Origin of the sequence: Pseudanabaena sp. SR411 (assembly GCF_002251945.1) — a bacterium.
GTDB lineage: Bacteria > Cyanobacteriota > Cyanobacteriia > Pseudanabaenales > Pseudanabaenaceae > Pseudanabaena.
In genome coordinates, this window is the sequence record NZ_NDHW01000114.1 from 1 (window position 1) to 17,327 (window position 17,327).

The window sequence follows — 17,327 nt, forward strand, 5'->3', positions numbered from 1 at the left end:
AAGGTCAACAAAGACAACCCTAATACCTAATCCTAAATATTCTCCTTTTCATTCTCTTGGATTTGCTCAGTTCTCCATTCTCTGGGTTGCTTCTTCCTGCTCTTTTTCTGATTTTCTTAATCAACTTAGTCTAGACTCCAGTTCCATCCCCTCATGCCACAAACTGCTGCATCCACTTCCCTAAATATCGATCTCTGGAAACGGTTGCTGGCAGCTTTCTATGGCGGAATTACAGAAGAGACTCTTTTGCGCTTATTTTTAATGACTCTGATTACTTGGTTACTTTGGAAAAGTGGCATGAGAATGAAAAATCATCCGACAAAATTAGCTTTCTGGATCGCGATCGCGGTGGCGGCTTTGATATTTGCGATCGCGCATTTACCCGTTGCCGCAAGCATCTGGACATTAACACCGATTGTGATTATCCGCACGATTTTACTTAATTCCACGTTAGGCATTGCCTTTGGCTATCTCTACTGGCGCTGGGGATTAGAATATGCGATTTTCTCTCATTTTCTGGCTGGGCTAGTTTTGCATAGCATCGGTAGCAGTTGAGGATAGCAGGATTAGTGTTTCATTATTCTAAGAAATTGAGTCTTTACATTCGCGATCACGTTCTAAGAACTGTTTCCCACAATCCTTGCAGAGATAGCGTTGCTTGTTGTGGCGATGACCATTTTTAGATAAATGGGGTGAATGACAGTGCGGACATTTCATTACTTTCATTACTTTTGCTCCTATTGACTCGAGATGAGGCGTGAGGTAAGCAACCACTAACGCTTTGAGTTCCTCATAACGAGCTTGTCGCTTGCTCTCGTCGCCCCTTAAGGCTTGCAGTAGCAGAGCGTTGTAACAATGGTGAACAGTCTCTGCAAGTCGCTCACTTTTTTCCGCCGCCAGTTCTGGATTCCACCGTTGCAAAAGAGCGCCATACTGCTGAATTAACTGTTGGTTAAAGGTTTCATTAAAGAGTACAAATATCTGGGGCGCTACAAAATACTGAAGATAAACAACACGGGGCATTGGATCTTGAAAATAATTAACATGAGCCTCGACCATCCGATCCATAAATTCTGCAAAGGGACGTTGCGGATCAGCAGACTGCAAAAGCGCCCCATTCATCGCCATGACGCGCTCCATGTGACGCGCCTCTAAGGAATGAAATATGGCGAGCTTATCGGGAAAAAACTGGTACAGAGAACCGATCGCTGTCCCCGATCTTGCGGCAATCATATGCGTTGTGGCGGCTTCGTAGCCAACATCATCAAACACCTCTGCGGCGGCTTTTAAGATTTGTTCAACCCTTTGCTGACTGCGTTTTTGTTGAGGTTTGCGGCGAAGTTGTGTTTTGAGTTGCGGTGATTCGGTCATAAGTTGCTAAAAAAATCTCCTCGAAACAGATGCTTGACAAACATGAATAATCTGTCGTATTTTAAATATCAAACATGAATAATTAATCACATTTTAACCTATGTCACCGATCTTGCTTGGCGCACCTTGGTTGATTGCCCATCGCTCAATGCTGGGAATTGACAAACCCTATAAAGTTTCTCTGAATGGTCAGGATTATGTTCTCTGGCAAAATCAGCAGGGAGAAGTATTTGCCATCAATAACATCTGTCCTCATATGCAGGCTCCATTGTCGAATGGTTGGATTTGCGAACAGCGCCTTGTCTGTCCATTTCATGCCTTGGCATTTGACGGTCAGGGACGGCTATATCAAGCTGGGAAAGAATCGGCTCAGCCGCTCGCAACTCCTTTAAAGCTAGAGGTCAGAGGCGACTGCATTTGGACTTACGGAAATATGGAAGCCAAAATTCCTGTGCCTGACTTAATCGACAAGTTGAGCGATCGCATGACTTTTTTGGGTGCTGCGGGAGAATCAAGTATCCAAGGAGAATTTTTGCATAATCTGTTAATTAACTACGATTACAACCATCAGAATGGTACACATCGCGAGTTATTTGGTATTAAGGCAAATCGCATTCCCTTGTTTGAGCAGAATGGCTATTGGGCTAAGGTTGTCCAAGAACTCGATCGCGCCGATGTCACCTTTGCTGATATTCGCCGCAATCCCGCAATTCTGCTTGCTCCCAAAACCTACACAGGGATTTTGGAGTATGCTTTTCCATCTCTAACTACCTTTAGAACTGAGTTCCCTTGGGGTGAGCTTTTGCAAGTACACGTTCTTTATCCTGAAACTGCGACTCAGACCAAAACCTTTGTGCTGGTCTATGTGAGATTCAAGAGAAAGATATATCAGCCGCTCTTGCATCAATCAATCTTGAGTGCCGTGGCGACAATCGTAGAACAGGATTCAAATGCGATCGCTACTTCCTATCCACGCCAGACAGCGAAGATTCGCTTACCCAACGAAGAAATTATGCTTCACGCGAAGAAACTCTATCAGGAATGGTAAGAAATTTGCCACAAGTAGAATCAACATCCTTACCGCCCGCTACGCGGGCGGTAAGGATGTTTTGGGTTTTATATTTAATTGTGCCTAGCTACTTAACTGAATCTATTCCAGTTTGTTGTCGAGGGATACTAGCAATTGTCGTAGCATCGCTATGAAAGATTCCCTTTCATCAGGATTAGCAAACTGACTTAATAAATCCTGTTCACTTTTCAATAATTTCGGAATTACTAAATCAGCTAGTTGAACTCCTTTAGAGGTCAGTTGCACAATCACACTGCGGCGATCGCTAGGATCTCGGAGACGGATGACAATGCCATCCTGTTCTAAGCGATCAATGCGGTTAGTAGTTGCTCCTGATGAGAGCATGAGCAAACTATACAAGTCGGTGGGCTTGAGTTGATAGGGCTTTCCCTGCCGCCGTAGTGTTGTGACCACATCAAACGACCAAACACTCAATCCATATTCCGCCAGAACCATTTCGCGATGTTTTTCGAGCAGACGAGCTATCCTTAGCACTCGCCCAACTATGCCCAGTGGAGAAGTGTCTAATTGCGGCGATTCCTGTTGCCATTGTTGGCAAATGTAGTCAATTTTGTCGTTTTCCATAGGCGTAATTATATCTTGATATCGAGATAGTTGACAATTATCTTGACATCATTTATCTTGATATCAAGATAGTTTTGATCGGGTATTACCCCAAGGAAATAATCATGAACGTATTAATTACCAGTGCAACAGGATATATCGGCAGTGCTGTGACTAGGGCATTGCAGTCGCACGGTCATCAGGTAGTCGGTATTGCAAGAAGTGCAGCATCGGCGAAAAAGTTAGAATTGCTTGGAGTTCATCCTCATCGTGGTGATTTGAATGATGTCAACAGTCTGTATAAAGCGGCACAACAGGCTGATGCTGTGATCCACACGGCAGCTACCAATGATTTCGACATGGCAATGGTCGATCAGTTGGCGGTTAAAGCCCTGTTAGCTGCGCTTGCTAGGAGCCAAAAACCCTTTGTGTACACTAGCGGCATTTGGGTGATGGGCAATACGGGAGAATTATTAGCGGATGAGACTCTGTCGGTAAATCCACCTCAGATTGTGGCTTGGCGACCAGCGATCGAAGATTTGGTGTTAGCGGCGGCTGCTAACGGAGTGAGATCGGTAGTAATTCGTCCAGCGCTGGTGTATGGGCATGGCGGCGGATTGCTAGCGATGCTGACCAAGGCTGGATACGACCAGCGAGCAGTGCCAGTGATTGGCATGGGGAATAATTTCTGGTCGTTAGTGCATGTAGATGACTTAGCGACGCTTTATGTCAAAGCGGTAGAACAGGCTCCCGCAGGAACGCTGCTGATTGGAGCGAGTGGTGAATCTGTGCCCTTTCAGAAATTGGCTTTGGCTGCGGCTGAGGTTGCTGGTGTGGGTGTAAAACTTCAGCACATAACCTTAGAGACTGCCCACCAAATCTGGGGTGATCTAGCAGATGCAATGGTTCTAAATCAGCAGGTATCAGGCGATCGCGCCAAGCGTTTGCTGAATTGGACTCCCATCGCTCCCTCAGCATTGACAGAGCTAACCAAAGGTTCTTATCGGCAAATGGCAATCCCTGCTTAATTGAGGCTGGCATCAAACTGTCATTGACCACTTTCTAGAGTAACTAACCATGCTTGATATTGGACTAACTCATATTGCTCTACCTGTATCGAATATAGAGCGCAGTATTAAATTCTACTCAACCTATGGTGGAATGCAAGTCGTGCATCATCGTATTGATGCAACCACAGAGGCTGAAGTTGTATGGTTGACCGATCATACCCGACCGTTTGCAATTGTTCTGCTTCAAACCCATTCCGTGCAGCCAGTTCTGTCGCCCCTTGCCCATCTTGGTGTCGGATGTAAGAGTCGAAAAGCTGTGGACATGCTATGTGACAAAGCTCGTCAGGCAGGGTTATTAGTTGAGGAACCTAAGGATTCTGGCTATCCCGTTGGCTACTGGGCATTTTTGCGAGATCCCGATGGTCATACGCTGGAACTGTCCTACGGGCAAGAGATTGGGCTAACCATAGATAGGACAAACTAGCTTTTCTGCCAACTTTAATTCCATATCAGTGGGTGAGTAAAAGTTCACCCAGTTAACCACTTTGTAACTCAAGATCACTCACTATGATTTCTAATCGATTCAGTCGTCTAAGCACGATTGCTTGGCGATGCCAAATTTGTCTATATTTATTTCTGGCTTTACTGAGCGGTGCGCTGTTACCGATTCAAGCTAGTTTTAATGCCCAACTAGCCCGATCGCTAAATTCTGTTCCCTTGGCGGCGGATATTTCCTATATTGTCGGCACATTGGTTTTGATAGCACTAATCGCGACGCAAAAATTTGGTCATCCTGATTGGTCAGCGATCGCCAAAGCACCGAAATGGAGTCTGATCGGTGGTGTGCTAGGGACTTGGTATATCTGTTCTAGTACTTACTTCACTTCGGTTTTAGGTACTACTCTGACCTTGGGATTGGTGGTCGGCGGACAGTCCCTCGCAGGTATTATCGTCGATCATTATGGTTGGTTAGACTTGCCCACACATCGACTCACGCGCAACCGTCGCTTTGCGATCGGTTTATTAATCGTCGCTATCTTCTTTCTCGCGCAATCTTAATAGATAGAAATAACAGTGCGAAGTGCTGTTATTTCTATCTTCAAAAAAAATGATTTAGGTAAATATTATGGATATGCTCATTGCTTTGATTGGTGCGGGTTCGGGCGGTAGCTTTTTAGCGATCGGTGCAGCCGCAAATACGCGATTACGCAAGACTTTGCAATCTTCGATTGGAGCAGCAGCAATTAATTTTGTAGTGGGTTCGCTGACTTTGACTCTCCTAATTTTATTGGGAATCTTTGGTTCTCAAAATCTGGATCGACTGCCTCAAGTTCCTTGGTGGGCATTTTTAAGCGGCTTACTCGGTGCTATCTATGTGACCTTAAACACGATCATCATTCCCAAATTAGGACTAACGACAACGGCTCTAGCTGTGGTATGTAGCCAGATGACTGGTTCTCTGTTGATCGATCAATGGGGCTGGTTTGGAGTGACACCGCATCCCATTAGTCCTGCGAGAATTGTGGCGATCGCCTTGTTATTAATTGCTGTTGCCCTCACCCAATTTGATCGAGATGATCGCAGACATACCCTATGATTTCTCCTAAAATCTCACCACCCCTTTGGATTTGCCTAGCAATTTCCTTTTACGCTTTCATTGCCATTGGCATTGCCGAAGCTGGTTTAGGAGTATTACTTCCTTCCATTTTACGGGAATACAATCTTACCCCCGCCACAATCACACTTCTATTTGTTAGTCAGATTAGTGGATATATTCTTGCCGCCTTGACCAGTAGTGTAGTTAATAGCCGTCTGGGATTGTGGAAAATGCTTTTCTCTGCTGCCAGTATGCTGACAATGGCGCTAGGCATCTATGCTCTATCGCCCACTTGGTGGCTGATGGTGGCAGCAGGAACTCTTTTTGGTTTAGGAATTGGACTGATTGATGCGGGTATTAATACCGCGATCGCACAGGATGATCGCAGCACCCATTTAATCGGCTTGCTCCATGGCTTCTATGGTATTGGTGCGCTCTCAGGTGCGGCGATCACTACGACTTTATTAGCGATCGGCATGAATTGGCGACAGGTCTATGGAGTATTAGCAGCGATCGTTAGTTTATTGATGGTGAGTGTGTTTGTGGCAATTATTTATCACTATCCATCCATGAAGAGAAGTAAAGCCGCATCTCCTGCTCCCGCTTGGCAAAATCTGCGGAGATCGTTGCAAACTCCCTTAGTACTTCTCACAGGATTAATGCTGCTCATCTATGTCGGTTTAGAAGCTTCAATTAGTAATTGGGCTTACATTGTTCAAATCAGCGATCGCCAAACTTCTACATTAGTTGCAGGGTATAGCATTAGCGCTTATTGGTTAGGCTTAACCGTCGGTCGGTTTATACTTGGCTATTTTTTGCGATCGCTAGGAGCCGTAAAAACGATTAGTATGTCCCTCGTCCTGCTGATGATCGGGCTGTTAGCTTGGTGGCAATTACCTGAGCAATGGATTAGTTTACCGATGATTGGTTTTGCCCTTGCGCCGATCTTTCCTGCCATCATCTGGCTCATTCCCAAACAGTTACCTGCTAGTTTAGTTCCCGCCGCCGTCAGCTTTGCCACCAGTGCCGCAAGTATCGGTGCAGCAGTCATTCCCTCTGGTGTGGGCTGGATTGCGAGTTGGGCTGGCTTGGGCATTATTCCTTTGTTAATGTTGCCCTTAGCGATCGCGATGATAGTTTTACATTCTGCTAATTCACTCCACAAGAATATTCTCAAAACTTAGTTCATCTAAAAATTGTCATGAAATTAGATTTCATAGAAGCAATATCGCTCAACTTGTCTCAAAATTTCACTATACCAATCAAGCTCGTTCTATTGAGCGATAAATTTAGTTGCATAAAGACTCCTTCTCTTAAATAATCAATAGTGGTAAATAGGTTGAGAACGACGGGGATAGCGAGAATATCTATCACCATAGTGATCACCATATCTATCAAAACTTTTACAGAGCCTGCGAGTTTGACTTTGTTCTACCCATCCTGTGGCATATTTAGAGCCAAACCTGCGCGTAGGTGCATAGATCTCCAGCCAATTCCCATCCCGTCTAATCACATCTAAGTTTGTACCGTTGGGATAGTCAACAACGAAGTTAAAAAAGTTGTGATTTGGATTAGCACGGATCTGAACATTGCCCCCTGCTCCTTGGGCAATGGTTTCGCAACGCCTTGCTTCTGCATGGTTAGTAAAGCTAAATAGTGAAGAAGCGATCGCCATACCTAGCAAACTTGTCTTTGGGAGAGCGTTGAGTAAAAATGAAGTGAGCATTGTTAAACCTCCTGAAATATCTTTAAAATGCTTGTAAATAGTTAATGAACAGAAATTAACGAAAAAAATTAGATCGGTGATAGTCGTAATTAGAAGTTTGATAGACAGAGTTGTATTGTTGCTGATAGAAAAGTTCTTCAATCCAGATTCTGACTTCTGCTTCAGAGCCAAAGGATGCGGAACGATGGGTATTGGGGTCATAGACTTCCCAGTAGTCATTACCAAAGCGGTCTTGACGCTGCCAAACTTTGATTTCTGATTGAGAGTTGAAATATTCGACAATACGATCGCCTAATCTTCTGAGGTATTCCACGATATTGAAACGTGATGATTGATTGGTATTAGGGTTTGATTTCAGTGGTTGAGAGATGGGTGTATTCATGGCGGTTATTTAGTAATTACTTGCGAATGACTGCATACTAGAGCGATCGCTTTAGTCTCTGAATCCCCTGTTTTGTCTCGGTCGATTGGCTCACCCAATTGGATGAATCAATCGATGAACAACATCCCGCGATCGCGGGTATTGCCGGAGGCTTAAATGAGGTGATGCTGTGGGATAGCAATTTTAAGTTGGAGACAAAATTATGCAGAGCATCGCAACTCCTACCCCTTTAGTTTTTAGTCAGACAACCGCCAACAATAGCTGCCACAATCAAAACACTGACCTTGAAATATGCCTAAATACCTTTGTGCGTAGAGCTTTACACATTACTTCTACTGGTGAATACTCTGTAGATACTGCCTTAGCAATTCTCGATCACGCATGGATTGCTCAAAAACTAATCTGGAGTCTCAGAGAATAAATAGAAGCAAGAATCAAAGATCGCACCACCGATGAATTTTTCAAAATCAAGTAAACAGGGTACAACCATGAGGCTAAGTCGTATTGTCAAACGCCTAGTTTCTCCAGAGAATAATACTTCTTCAGAATTTTTAGCTTGGCGAAAACAGTTTTTTGCGGAACGCATTCAATTGATTGCTTGGACGATTTGGGCGGTTTTAATTCTGGTGACAATTTTAAACTTTACAGTTGTGATCCCTAGTCTCGATGCAACGGGTGATCCAAAGTTGATGTTTAACGCAGCGAGATCGCAATCTTATTTAGAAAGTGTGGTGATTCAACTTATTTGTTTTTCCCTTGGCTTAGTCATTTGCCGATCGCGTTGGGGGTATCAAAATCCTGTTAGGTGTTTTTTAATTCTCAATGCCTTAGTAATTTTACCAACGCAGATCAATTCATTATGGCAAGGTAAAATCAGCCTCGATTCTTCGCTATGGTTAATCTATTATTCGCTGCAAGCCTTTATTGTGCCAGTACATTGGCGACTGCATTTGCTCTGTCAGATTACGCCTTTAGTATATGTTTTGATTGCCTTTCTCTGTGGTTTACGCGATCCCAATTTTGACCTATTGGCTAATTATTTGATGACGGGAGTTTATACGATTGTTCTTTGTGCGATCGCTGACTCTGGGGCTTTTCTATTCGAGCGATCGCGTAAGCGTGAAATGGAACTTAGGCAACAGTTACGCGCTTTTATCCATGCGGTATCCCACGATTTACGCAATCCCGTTTTAGGTGCGGTGATGACTCTCAAGAGTTTTCTGAAACCTTCTGAATCAATGGCAACAATTCCACAGGAGTTATTAGAACAAATGATTGCTAGTGGAGAACGTCAAGTTGCCTTGATCAATACACTTTTAGAAACCCATGCTACCGAGTTGCAGGGAATCATCATTCATCCGCAACCTATTGTATTGCACGAATTAGTGGAAGATATTCTCAAAGATTTTCAACCTTTCTTTCAGCAAGAACGTACTATTGTGAAGAATATAATTCCCCATGATTTACCGATCATCCATATCGATCCTTTACAATTTCGGCGTGTCTATGAGAACTTGATTTCTAACGCGCTCAAATACAATCGCACAGGGCTACAAATCACCTTAGCTGCGGAAACTTTTGAAAGTAAACGGCAACCTAAAAAGTTGTTAAGTAAATCCAAAAATTCAGAAATAATAACTTGGATGCGTTGCACTGTCAGTGATAACGGCATCGGCATTCCCCATGCCCAATGTGATTGCCTCTTTGATTTATACAGTCGCGGTCGTGACCAAAGGCGATCGCTTAGTCTCGGCTTAGGGCTATATATGTGTCGTCAGATTATCTCCGCCCACGGCGGCGAAATTGGGGTCATCAGTAGTCCTGAAAAAGGTTCGACATTTTGGTTCACAGTTCCCATTGTCAAAAATCACAAATAACTACCATGAATATACATTCCACTAATCATCAATCCACTCATAAAAATATTCGACTCGCCTTATTTTGGGCAGTTTTAGGCGGATTCGGAACCCTCGCAGGTTTCCCCTACATTTTGTCACTCATGCCCACATCCACAACACCACCTGTTCCCCTACCAATTTTAGCGATTGCTGGTGCGATACAGTCAGCAGTTTTGATGTTCTTTTTAAGCTGGATTGGCTTGCGTTTAGGGCGATCACTTGGACTAGATACACCCTTTGCCCGTGCTTTTGTCTATGGCGCGAAATTACCCAAAATATCAAAAATAGGGCTAAGACTATCTCTAGTTAGTGGCATTCTCGGCGGCGCAATTTTAGTAATTCTCGCGTTATTATTTCAGCCCCTCATGCCACAGCCTACTACATCTACTTCCTTAAATATTGATCTCTGGAAGAGATTGCTAGCGGCTTTCTATGGCGGAGTTACGGAAGAGATTCTCCTACGCTTATTTGTAATGACGCTGATTACTTGGCTACTTTGGAAAGGTGGCATGAGAACCAAAAATCATCCGACAAAATTAGCTTTCTGGATTGCGATCGCGGTGGCGGCTTTGATATTTGCGATCGCCCATTTACCCGTTGCCGCAAGCATCTGGACATTAACATCAATTGTAATTATTCGCACGATTTTACTCAATTCCCTGCTAGGTGTTGCCTTTGGCTATCTCTACTGGCGTTGGGGATTAGAATACGCGATTCTCTCCCATTTTCTAGCTGGGCTAGTTTTGCATGGCATTGGTGGCAGTTAGCCAACTAACCCCGATCGCAATGCTAGGACAGCAGCTTGCACGCGATCGTTGACCAATAGCTTATTCATAATTCCGCGTACATAGGTTTTTACCGTATGTTCACTCAAATATAAAGCCTTGGCAATTTCTGGATTACTGTAACCTTCGACGATCAAACGTAATACTTCCATTTCTCTATCTGAGAGCGTTCCCTGTGGAATTTGTGGTGTGTTTTTTGATGTAGGCGTGGCAATCTTGACCTGATCTACCACCAACTGAGCAATCTGAGCATCCAAATATGTCGCGCCCTCATGGACGACGGCGATCGCCTTCGTTAACTGCTCTACACTTGTACCCTTGACACAGTATCCATCCGCACCACTAGACAACGCTGCAAATACTTCCGTCCGTTCTGTATGCGATGTCAGCATGATCACCTTCATCTGGGGCAGCACTTGCTTAATCTGCTGAGTTGCGGCAATCCCGTCTAAGTGAGGCATTCCCACATCCATCAACACCACATCGGGAAGTAGACTCGTTGCAGATTCGATGCCACTATAGCCATCCTCAGCAATACCAACTATTTCAAACTGAGAACTAGCTCCCAACAAATGCTTTAACCCGACCCGCACCATCGGATCATCTTCGACAACTAGCAGTTTTATTTTTATCGGTTCTAATGTTGATAGTTCACTCATATTGCTAGCTTGTAATATATGGCTAGGATGTAGCACATTTCACTCTAGATATTTTAGGCTTCGTATCACTATATCTACTAAATACCATGAGATTGAATTGAGATGAATATTAATTTTGCTAACGCCCAATGGATTAATCAGCCTCAGCGCTTCACCATAGGTCATGAGTCAATCACAATCACCACTGAACCAAATACTGACCTCTGGCAACGCACCTATTATGGGTTTCAGCATGATAACGCGCCAGCACTTTTACTAACTAGCGATCGCAACTTCTCATTTACCACTAAAGTTTCCTTTAATTACCAATCTAGATTTGATCAGGCTGGTGTCATGATTTACATTGATCGTGACAATTGGTTTAAGGCTTCCGTTGAGTACGAAAATATTGATATGTCGCGCTTAGGCAGTGTCGTCACTAATCAAGGATATTCAGATTGGGCAACTACTGATATTTCTACAATTAACTCTATTTGGTATCGTCTGAGCCGCCGAGGTGCTGATTTCTTGATTGAACATTCATTCAATGGAGAAGACTTCAAGCAAATGCGAATTTTTCATCTTTTTGTCCTCGGCGATACAGAAGCTAATGGTAAACTCACTCCCCAAGAAATATTTGCTCAATCTGTACATTTTGGTATCTATGCCTGTAGTCCGCTTAATTATTCTTTTATGGCTACATTTGAGTATTTGAGCCTTACTGATTCCCTATGGATCGCCCATAGTTAGGCTGCTTTAGGCGATCGCTTGCCAGTATTTGGCGTTTACAAATCTTTCCAAATGTCCTACGTTTGTTGTCGCTACTACGACCATGCGATCGCCCTGTGATTCAGCAATTAACGATGCTTGGGCAGCAAGGATGACATCGCCATCTAGTGCTTCTGGACTAGCTGTTGGTTTACCTGTCTGTCTTGCTTCTGCCCAAAATTCCGCAGCTTTCAGCATCGTTGCTGTGGTGAGGGGTAAATACTCCAAGCGATTTTTTAGCTGATCTAAACGCCTGATGCCCGCTAATTTATTGGCTCTTAGTAATTCACGCCTAACTTCGTAGTCGGTAATTTCAGGAACAATTAATCTATAACCCTTGGCAACTAATCTCTCTGACCAATAGCGGCATTCTAGGGTTGCGGGGGTGGAGTTAGGGTTTGATAGGATGCCGAGTGGGGCTGAGTCGAGTAAAACAATCATGCGGTGAGTGAGAGTGGACGCTCAGTTATCAATTCTTCGCCTAGAGCCTGTTGCAAATATTCCCATGTCTCTCGCTGTTCATCAGCATCATCTCGGCTATCCCATTCACTAAAAAGATCGCTCAATGCTTTTGCCCTTGCTGCAATTTCTTCGGGTGTCCTTGTTGGCAATATATAAACGCCTTCAGCATTAATATAGGGCTGATTGGTGGGGATGGTTGGCTCTGGTTTGACTGTGGTAATAGATGAGTTTGGTTTGCCAAACCATTGCTGTAGCTGCGTAACCACTACTTCAGTAATCACTGTTTTGAGATCTTCTATGGTCAGATCTGTAATTCTTTTTTGGTTCATGTTACACCTCCCAATAGATCTCAAGCGTTTACTAGCTATATATTACCCTATATAGATCGCTGGTTTACGAAGTATAGCTGTAGCCATTCTTGTTAGGACATAAAACCCAAATAGTGTGAGGCGGCGCTTCGCGCCGCCTCACACTATTTGGGTTTTGATTAGTCCTGATACAGGTGGCTATAGCTATAATCATTTCAGATTTTATGCCAAAGCATATCCAGTATGCGCTCTCACTTGAGGCGGATGGAAAGCTAGGACAATATGATCCTTGGGAACTCCTGCTGCAACCAGTTCATCAGTAATGTCATCTTCAATACCATCATAGTGAATCCAGATTTTGTCATTACGAATTTCGGCATGAACAACACATTCATGTACTCGCCGACTGTTTTCCCATCCTTCGCGCATCAGCATGAAGTGGTTGCGATCGCGGCTAACGACAGCGTAAGCACTCATATCTCCATAGCGATAGGGAAGATAGGCATAATATTGGAGCAAAGTTTCTAGGGTCTTGCGCCATGAGTCTAGGGCATTATCTGTAGTTGCCATTGCATTATGTCCTCATGAGCTGGGGCAAAAACAATAAGACGAAAATTAGATTCTTCTAATATAAGCTGTTCTTAAATAGGTTCCAATCCATTAAGAATTAACTCTAGTCCAAACCCAAAGTTATGAATACCGTCATAGCTTCCCTCTATAACTTGATGTGTAAGTTTGTTGAGATAGGGGTATTTATCAGCAGGAATAATTGGAAGACCCTGCACCGCCATTTCAGAATAATCTGACTCATTAATGGGAAAGTTTAGTTCTTGAAGAGTGAACCCATAAATATAACTATCAATCACATTCGTAGCATGATCCGCCATCTCGAAGGAAAATCCTGCTTCATACAGACAGCCCAGAGTCATATCGATATATTTCAACATGGAAGAACCAACATTCATCCGTGACATCAAGGCCATCGCCGCCCAAGGGTGACGCAACAGAATTTTATAAGCCGATATCGCCCGCCGCCGCATCGCGTCTCTCCAATCACCGCCAATCTTAGGTAACTCAATCTCGCTAACTACAATATCAACAATGCTATCTAGCATGTCATCTTTGTTAGTGACATGGTTATACAGTGACATCGCTTTAACACCCATTTCCTGTGCAAGTTTCCGCATTGAGAGTGACTCAATACCATCCTTGTCAGCCAAGTCTATGGCAGCACGTAAAATCCGTTCCCGACTCAATGGGATATGGGACAAGGGATCTGAGTTGGTCGGTTTAGTCATCTACACTATTTGAACTATTTGAGCTTTTTTTTGTTGCTACTGAGTATGGACGCAGCTAATCTCAAGATTCACATATAGCAATCCAATCTGCTTGCGATCTTGACAAACTTACAGTGTAAGTATAACTTACACTGTAAGTCATTATAAAATAAATAATAGTATGAAAGCAATCTCTCAGAGCAATTATGGCTCAACAGATATGTTGAGTCTGCAAGAAGTTGATAAGCCTGTAGTTACGGACAAAGGTGTGCTGGTAAAAGTTCATGCTGCCTCCGTCAATTCCGGTGACTGGCATCTAATGCGCGGTACACCTTTCCTAAGCAGACTAATGTATGGCGGCATACTTAAGCCCAAAATCAAGACCCTTGGTATGGACGTGGCAGGACGAGTTGAGGCTGTAGGTAAAGATGTCACCCAGTTTCAGATTAATGATGAGGTCTTTGGTGACATCTCTGGATGTGGTTTCGGAGCATTTGCCGAGTACGTCTGCGCTGATGAATCCGCCTTAGTCTTAAAACCTACCAACACCTCATTTGAGCAAGCAGCAACCGTTCCTGCTGCTGCTCTTGCCGCTTTACAAGGGCTGCGTGACTTGGGACAGATCCAATCAGGACAGAAGGTGTTGATTAATGGCGCATCGGGTGGCGTAGGTTCATTTGCAGTGCAGATTGCTAAAGCATTTGGTGCTGAGGTGACTGCTCTATGTAGTACTAAAAAAATGGCGATGGTACAATCTCTCGGTGCAGATCACGTCATCGATTACACACAAACAGATGTTACTAAAAATAGAGAGCATTACGACCTAATTTTGGATACTGCCGCTTATCGCTCTGTCTTCCATTATTTACCTATATTGAGTAATCATGGAAGTTACGTTCTAGTCGGTGGTTCTATTATGCGACTCTTTCAAATAATGTTCTTTGGATCTTTGATTTCAAAAATCAGCCAACGAAATGTGAAATGTCTATCTTCAAAACCCAATCAGCAGGATCTCACCATTTTGAGTAATCTCCTTGAATATGGCAAAATTTCTCCCTTCATTTCCCAAAGATGGAACTTGAGCGAAGTTCCCACTGCGATTTCTGCACTTGAACAGCGTCAGGTAATGGGTAAAATTGTGATCACTATATGATTCTTAGCTTACTCCACAAGGAGGACATCTCCCTCACCAATCAATTATTGTACTTCCACGTTTTAGCCAATAATGGTAAAGCGATCGCTACACTTATCCGTCCTTATGGCTTATGCCTGACAACACCGACTACCTACAAGGCATTATCGAACGCCTCACCTTTCACTCCGAAGAGACAAACTATACTGTAGCGCGGCTAAAAGTACCGAAGGCTCAAGACCTAATCACCGTAGTCGGTAACTTTGCCAATATCCAAGCAGGACAGACTCTTGCCCTAGAAGGCACAAGGCGATCGCATCCTAAATTTGGCGACCAATTCCAAGTCACTCAATACCGTGAAACTAAACCCGCCACGATTACAGGAATTGAGAAATATCTGGGCAGTGGTTTGATTAAAGGCGTGGGACCAGTCACCGCCAAACGCATCATCGCTCATTTTGGTTTAGATACCCTTGACATCATTGAGAATGAGATTGACCGTCTGATAGAAGTTCCTGGCATTGCCAAGAAACGGGTGAAGATGATCAAAACTGCTTGGGAGATGCAAAAAGCAATTAAGGAGGTCATGGTATTTCTGCAAGGACATGGAGTATCCACCACCTATGCAGTCAAGATTTTCAAGCATTATGGTAACGATTCCATTAAGATCGTTTCTGAAAATCCTTATCAACTGGCGACAGATATCTATGGTATTGGTTTCTTTACTGCCGATCAGATTGCTCGGAATATTGGCATTGAAGTTAGTTCAGAGTTTCGCAGCATTGCGGGAATCTTCCATTGTTTAGGGGAAGCTGCTGAAGATGGTCATTGCTATTTACCACGCAAGGAACTAGTAGACAGTCAAAGGTAAATTGATGGGTAAAATAAAAGCATAGAAAATAGTAAGGAAAAAGCTATGCCAGCAAAACGATACAAAGTGACATTAAGAGATTTACATTAAATTCTTTTTGGCCGAAACATGACTAAAGGTATTCCCGAAAAGTGTAAAAAATGTGCGATGCTTTCGGCAGCTCAGGCTCAAGAACTTCATGGCAATGATGGCGATAGCTGTTGGAATCCTGCGGTTTGCTATAGTCGTCGCTCCTATGCCCTTCATCGAGATCGCCGTAATCTGGTTCGCGCTCGTAAACGTGGTGATTCTGATGAAAGTTTAGTTGTGAATATTGATGAATTCGCCTCGATTTTTTAGGCGGTGTTAGTAGTTTATCGACAGGCGGGAACTGATACACCAATTCATGCGATCTCGGCGCAAGTCTGGGTGTGATTCGTTTAGTGTGAATCACGGTAACCAGTCCGTAAATAACCACTAGAGCCAAGACTCCTAAGTCTAGCTTAACTGTCCAGATGATATAGGTGCAAGCCCTATCGTCTAAACTCAAGACTGACTCCTTATCTGCCCACAGTGACCAAGCTCGTTACTTGGAGGCTGAAGCTGGGAACAGGGCGCAATCAGACCTCTAAATGCTGAGGACACTGGCGCTAATAGGGAGTCCCCATGATGAAACAGAGCCTCAAAAAGCAACCTATGCGCAAGCAGGCGCAACCAATAAAGTCTGACTTCGCCAGAGATTAGTATCCCGCCGCATCTTCCAAACAATAGCGGTACGAGTATGGGGTTCTGGCGGTTGAATTGGCTACATCTACAGGGACATATCAATCTTCTGGACGGAACGAATAAAAACGAGTCTAAGGTCTATAAACTGTCGAGTTTATGGTAGACCAGACGAGAGGATTAACCCCTTAGACACGGGTAGGATGGGGCGTAATTGCCTCAAGGTATTCAGATTACACAAACTAGAGCAGATTATGGTTAGCCACGATAGAAATATTAGTGAACTCTGGAAAGAATTGCCTTGGAAGAAATTCCGAGTCAACCTTTTTAAACTACAAAAGCGCGTGTATAAAGCGATTCAAGTTAAAGATATGCGGAAAGCAAGGTCTTTACAAAAACTAGTTCTCAAATCCAAATCAGCTAGATTACTAGCGATTCGGCAAGTAACTCAACTGAATGCTGGCAAGAAAACGGCTGGTATTGATGGCAAAAAGTCACTCACATTTGAAGAACGCTTCATTCTGGAGAAAACCTTAGCTAAACACTATATCAACTGGAAACACTCAGGTTTACGCGAAATCCCCATCCCTAAAAAAGACGGGACAATGCGTATGCTAAAAGTGCCTACAATCGCCGATAGAGCTTGGCAATGCCTAGCTAAATACGCGCTTGAACCAGCACACGAAGAAACCTTCCACGCACATAGCTACGGATTTAGAACAGGTCGCGCAGCACATGATGCTCAGAAATTCTTGTTCAACAATCTC

Annotated in this window: 24 protein-coding genes and 1 pseudogene; 16 read left to right on the plus strand and 9 right to left on the minus strand. The window is 43.7% G+C overall.

Features of this window, described 5'->3' with window-relative positions:
• A partial coding sequence (locus B9G53_RS28020; protein WP_217901562.1) for a hypothetical protein occupies positions 1 to 184 on the plus strand: 184 nt, incomplete at its 5' end.
• Complete coding sequence (locus B9G53_RS11630; protein ID WP_094532348.1) at positions 154 to 555, plus strand: CPBP family intramembrane glutamic endopeptidase; 402 nt, start codon at positions 154 to 156, stop codon at positions 553 to 555. The genes B9G53_RS28020 and B9G53_RS11630, both read left to right, overlap by 31 nt.
• Before the next feature lie 27 nt (positions 556 to 582).
• On the opposite strand, the gene B9G53_RS11635 is transcribed toward B9G53_RS11630, so the two are convergent.
• A complete protein-coding gene (locus B9G53_RS11635; RefSeq protein WP_094532350.1) occupies positions 583 to 1,371 on the minus strand; it encodes a TetR/AcrR family transcriptional regulator in 789 nt (262 codons plus the stop codon).
• Positions 1,372 to 1,471: 100 nt separating this feature from the next.
• Here B9G53_RS11635 and B9G53_RS11640 point away from each other — a divergent pair, with 100 nt between their 5' ends.
• On the plus strand, positions 1,472 to 2,419 hold the full coding sequence (locus B9G53_RS11640) for a Rieske 2Fe-2S domain-containing protein (protein WP_094532352.1): 948 nt from the start codon (positions 1,472 to 1,474) through the stop codon (positions 2,417 to 2,419).
• Between the two features lie 102 nt (positions 2,420 to 2,521).
• Here the strand turns inward: B9G53_RS11640 and B9G53_RS11645 are convergent, their stop codons facing one another.
• On the minus strand, positions 2,522 to 3,025 hold the full coding sequence (locus B9G53_RS11645; protein WP_094532354.1) for a MarR family winged helix-turn-helix transcriptional regulator: 504 nt from the start codon (positions 3,023 to 3,025) through the stop codon (positions 2,522 to 2,524).
• A gap of 104 nt (positions 3,026 to 3,129) precedes the next feature.
• Between B9G53_RS11645 and B9G53_RS11650 the strand changes: the two genes are divergently transcribed.
• From B9G53_RS11650 to B9G53_RS11670, 5 genes are all read left to right on the plus strand, one after another.
• Complete coding sequence (locus tag B9G53_RS11650; protein ID WP_094532356.1) at positions 3,130 to 4,032, plus strand: NAD-dependent epimerase/dehydratase family protein; 903 nt, start codon at positions 3,130 to 3,132, stop codon at positions 4,030 to 4,032.
• 49 nt (positions 4,033 to 4,081) lie between these two features.
• Positions 4,082 to 4,498 carry a VOC family protein gene (locus tag B9G53_RS11655; RefSeq protein WP_094532358.1) on the plus strand — a complete coding sequence of 139 codons (417 nt, stop codon included), beginning with the start codon at positions 4,082 to 4,084 and terminating at the stop codon, positions 4,496 to 4,498.
• An 83-nt stretch (positions 4,499 to 4,581) separates the two neighbouring features.
• Positions 4,582 to 5,073, plus strand: a complete 492-nt coding sequence (locus B9G53_RS11660) for a DMT family transporter (protein ID WP_094532360.1) — start codon at positions 4,582 to 4,584, stop codon at positions 5,071 to 5,073.
• Between the two features lie 67 nt (positions 5,074 to 5,140).
• Positions 5,141 to 5,611, plus strand: a complete 471-nt coding sequence (locus tag B9G53_RS11665) for a DMT family transporter (protein ID WP_094532362.1) — start codon at positions 5,141 to 5,143, stop codon at positions 5,609 to 5,611.
• Positions 5,608 to 6,795: a sugar MFS transporter gene (locus tag B9G53_RS11670; protein ID WP_094532364.1), complete on the plus strand. Its 1,188-nt coding sequence runs from the start codon at positions 5,608 to 5,610 to the stop codon at positions 6,793 to 6,795. The genes B9G53_RS11665 and B9G53_RS11670 overlap by 4 nt, the downstream gene beginning before the upstream one ends.
• A 137-nt stretch (positions 6,796 to 6,932) precedes the next feature.
• Here the strand turns inward: B9G53_RS11670 and B9G53_RS11675 are convergent, their stop codons facing one another.
• Positions 6,933 to 7,337, minus strand: coding sequence for a hypothetical protein (locus B9G53_RS11675; protein ID WP_094532366.1), 405 nt, complete (start codon positions 7,335 to 7,337; stop codon positions 6,933 to 6,935).
• 55 nt (positions 7,338 to 7,392) lie between these two features.
• A complete protein-coding gene (locus B9G53_RS11680; protein WP_094532368.1) occupies positions 7,393 to 7,719 on the minus strand; it encodes a hypothetical protein in 327 nt (108 codons plus the stop codon).
• Between the two features lie 202 nt (positions 7,720 to 7,921).
• On the opposite strand from B9G53_RS11680, the gene B9G53_RS11685 reads away from it, so the two are divergent.
• The 3 genes from B9G53_RS11685 to B9G53_RS11695 all read left to right on the plus strand — a co-directional run bounded on the left by B9G53_RS11685 (position 7,922) and on the right by B9G53_RS11695 (position 10,384).
• A complete protein-coding gene (locus B9G53_RS11685) occupies positions 7,922 to 8,140 on the plus strand; it encodes a hypothetical protein (protein WP_094532370.1) in 219 nt (72 codons plus the stop codon).
• A gap of 67 nt (positions 8,141 to 8,207) precedes the next feature.
• The gene (locus B9G53_RS11690; RefSeq protein WP_176453186.1) at positions 8,208 to 9,596 is read left to right on the plus strand and encodes a sensor histidine kinase KdpD; all 1,389 of its coding nucleotides are present in this window, start codon (positions 8,208 to 8,210) and stop codon (positions 9,594 to 9,596) included.
• A gap of 5 nt (positions 9,597 to 9,601) precedes the next feature.
• Positions 9,602 to 10,384 carry a CPBP family intramembrane glutamic endopeptidase gene (locus tag B9G53_RS11695; RefSeq protein WP_094532374.1) on the plus strand — a complete coding sequence of 261 codons (783 nt, stop codon included), beginning with the start codon at positions 9,602 to 9,604 and terminating at the stop codon, positions 10,382 to 10,384.
• Here the strand turns inward: B9G53_RS11695 and B9G53_RS11700 are convergent.
• Positions 10,381 to 11,061, minus strand: a complete 681-nt coding sequence (locus tag B9G53_RS11700) for a response regulator transcription factor (protein ID WP_094532376.1) — start codon at positions 11,059 to 11,061, stop codon at positions 10,381 to 10,383. The two genes, B9G53_RS11695 and B9G53_RS11700, sit on opposite strands and share 4 nt — an antisense overlap.
• Positions 11,062 to 11,163: 102 nt before the next feature.
• Here B9G53_RS11700 and B9G53_RS11705 point away from each other — a divergent pair, with 102 nt between their 5' ends.
• Complete coding sequence (locus B9G53_RS11705; RefSeq protein WP_094532378.1) at positions 11,164 to 11,790, plus strand: DUF1349 domain-containing protein; 627 nt, start codon at positions 11,164 to 11,166, stop codon at positions 11,788 to 11,790.
• Positions 11,791 to 11,796: 6 nt separating this feature from the next.
• Here B9G53_RS11705 and B9G53_RS11710 read toward each other — a convergent pair whose 3' ends face one another.
• The 4 genes from B9G53_RS11710 to B9G53_RS11725 form a co-directional block, all read right to left on the minus strand.
• Positions 11,797 to 12,249 (minus strand): type II toxin-antitoxin system VapC family toxin, encoded by a 453-nt coding sequence (locus B9G53_RS11710; RefSeq protein WP_094532380.1) that lies wholly within the window; start codon positions 12,247 to 12,249, stop codon positions 11,797 to 11,799.
• The gene (locus tag B9G53_RS11715; protein ID WP_094532382.1) at positions 12,246 to 12,599 is read right to left on the minus strand and encodes a hypothetical protein; all 354 of its coding nucleotides are present in this window, start codon (positions 12,597 to 12,599) and stop codon (positions 12,246 to 12,248) included. The genes B9G53_RS11710 and B9G53_RS11715 overlap by 4 nt, the downstream gene beginning before the upstream one ends.
• A gap of 201 nt (positions 12,600 to 12,800) precedes the next feature.
• Positions 12,801 to 13,148: a XisI protein gene (locus B9G53_RS11720; protein ID WP_094532384.1), complete on the minus strand. Its 348-nt coding sequence runs from the start codon at positions 13,146 to 13,148 to the stop codon at positions 12,801 to 12,803.
• A 71-nt stretch (positions 13,149 to 13,219) separates the two neighbouring features.
• Positions 13,220 to 13,876 carry a TetR/AcrR family transcriptional regulator gene (locus B9G53_RS11725; RefSeq protein ID WP_094532386.1) on the minus strand — a complete coding sequence of 219 codons (657 nt, stop codon included), beginning with the start codon at positions 13,874 to 13,876 and terminating at the stop codon, positions 13,220 to 13,222.
• 160 nt (positions 13,877 to 14,036) lie between these two features.
• Between B9G53_RS11725 and B9G53_RS11730 the strand changes: the two genes are divergently transcribed.
• From B9G53_RS11730 to B9G53_RS11745, 4 genes and pseudogenes are all read left to right on the plus strand, one after another.
• Positions 14,037 to 15,008, plus strand: a complete 972-nt coding sequence (locus B9G53_RS11730; protein ID WP_094532388.1) for an NAD(P)-dependent alcohol dehydrogenase — start codon at positions 14,037 to 14,039, stop codon at positions 15,006 to 15,008.
• A gap of 112 nt (positions 15,009 to 15,120) precedes the next feature.
• Positions 15,121 to 15,843: pseudogene (locus tag B9G53_RS11735) on the plus strand (helix-hairpin-helix domain-containing protein); the annotation flags it as partial.
• Between the two features lie 123 nt (positions 15,844 to 15,966).
• The gene (locus tag B9G53_RS11740; RefSeq protein WP_176453187.1) at positions 15,967 to 16,197 is read left to right on the plus strand and encodes a hypothetical protein; all 231 of its coding nucleotides are present in this window, start codon (positions 15,967 to 15,969) and stop codon (positions 16,195 to 16,197) included.
• Positions 16,198 to 16,814: 617 nt separating this feature from the next.
• The coding region (locus B9G53_RS11745; RefSeq protein ID WP_176453188.1) for a reverse transcriptase N-terminal domain-containing protein at positions 16,815 to 17,327 on the plus strand (513 nt) is incomplete at its 3' end.

Coding starts and splice junctions, on each gene's coding strand:
- B9G53_RS11630 (WP_094532348.1), top strand. CDS start 154: ATGCCACAAACTGCTGCATCCACTTCCCTAAATATCGATCTCTGGAAA.
- B9G53_RS11635 (WP_094532350.1), bottom strand. CDS start 1,371: ATGACCGAATCACCGCAACTCAAAACACAACTTCGCCGCAAACCTCAA.
- B9G53_RS11640 (WP_094532352.1), top strand. CDS start 1,472: ATGTCACCGATCTTGCTTGGCGCACCTTGGTTGATTGCCCATCGCTCA.
- B9G53_RS11645 (WP_094532354.1), bottom strand. CDS start 3,025: ATGGAAAACGACAAAATTGACTACATTTGCCAACAATGGCAACAGGAA.
- B9G53_RS11650 (WP_094532356.1), top strand. CDS start 3,130: ATGAACGTATTAATTACCAGTGCAACAGGATATATCGGCAGTGCTGTG.
- B9G53_RS11655 (WP_094532358.1), top strand. CDS start 4,082: ATGCTTGATATTGGACTAACTCATATTGCTCTACCTGTATCGAATATA.
- B9G53_RS11660 (WP_094532360.1), top strand. CDS start 4,582: ATGATTTCTAATCGATTCAGTCGTCTAAGCACGATTGCTTGGCGATGC.
- B9G53_RS11665 (WP_094532362.1), top strand. CDS start 5,141: ATGGATATGCTCATTGCTTTGATTGGTGCGGGTTCGGGCGGTAGCTTT.
- B9G53_RS11670 (WP_094532364.1), top strand. CDS start 5,608: ATGATTTCTCCTAAAATCTCACCACCCCTTTGGATTTGCCTAGCAATT.
- B9G53_RS11675 (WP_094532366.1), bottom strand. CDS start 7,337: ATGCTCACTTCATTTTTACTCAACGCTCTCCCAAAGACAAGTTTGCTA.
- B9G53_RS11680 (WP_094532368.1), bottom strand. CDS start 7,719: ATGAATACACCCATCTCTCAACCACTGAAATCAAACCCTAATACCAAT.
- B9G53_RS11685 (WP_094532370.1), top strand. CDS start 7,922: ATGCAGAGCATCGCAACTCCTACCCCTTTAGTTTTTAGTCAGACAACC.
- B9G53_RS11690 (WP_176453186.1), top strand. CDS start 8,208: ATGAGGCTAAGTCGTATTGTCAAACGCCTAGTTTCTCCAGAGAATAAT.
- B9G53_RS11695 (WP_094532374.1), top strand. CDS start 9,602: ATGAATATACATTCCACTAATCATCAATCCACTCATAAAAATATTCGA.
- B9G53_RS11700 (WP_094532376.1), bottom strand. CDS start 11,061: ATGAGTGAACTATCAACATTAGAACCGATAAAAATAAAACTGCTAGTT.
- B9G53_RS11705 (WP_094532378.1), top strand. CDS start 11,164: ATGAATATTAATTTTGCTAACGCCCAATGGATTAATCAGCCTCAGCGC.
- B9G53_RS11710 (WP_094532380.1), bottom strand. CDS start 12,249: ATGATTGTTTTACTCGACTCAGCCCCACTCGGCATCCTATCAAACCCT.
- B9G53_RS11715 (WP_094532382.1), bottom strand. CDS start 12,599: ATGAACCAAAAAAGAATTACAGATCTGACCATAGAAGATCTCAAAACA.
- B9G53_RS11720 (WP_094532384.1), bottom strand. CDS start 13,148: ATGGCAACTACAGATAATGCCCTAGACTCATGGCGCAAGACCCTAGAA.
- B9G53_RS11725 (WP_094532386.1), bottom strand. CDS start 13,876: ATGACTAAACCGACCAACTCAGATCCCTTGTCCCATATCCCATTGAGT.
- B9G53_RS11730 (WP_094532388.1), top strand. CDS start 14,037: ATGAAAGCAATCTCTCAGAGCAATTATGGCTCAACAGATATGTTGAGT.
- B9G53_RS11740 (WP_176453187.1), top strand. CDS start 15,967: ATGACTAAAGGTATTCCCGAAAAGTGTAAAAAATGTGCGATGCTTTCG.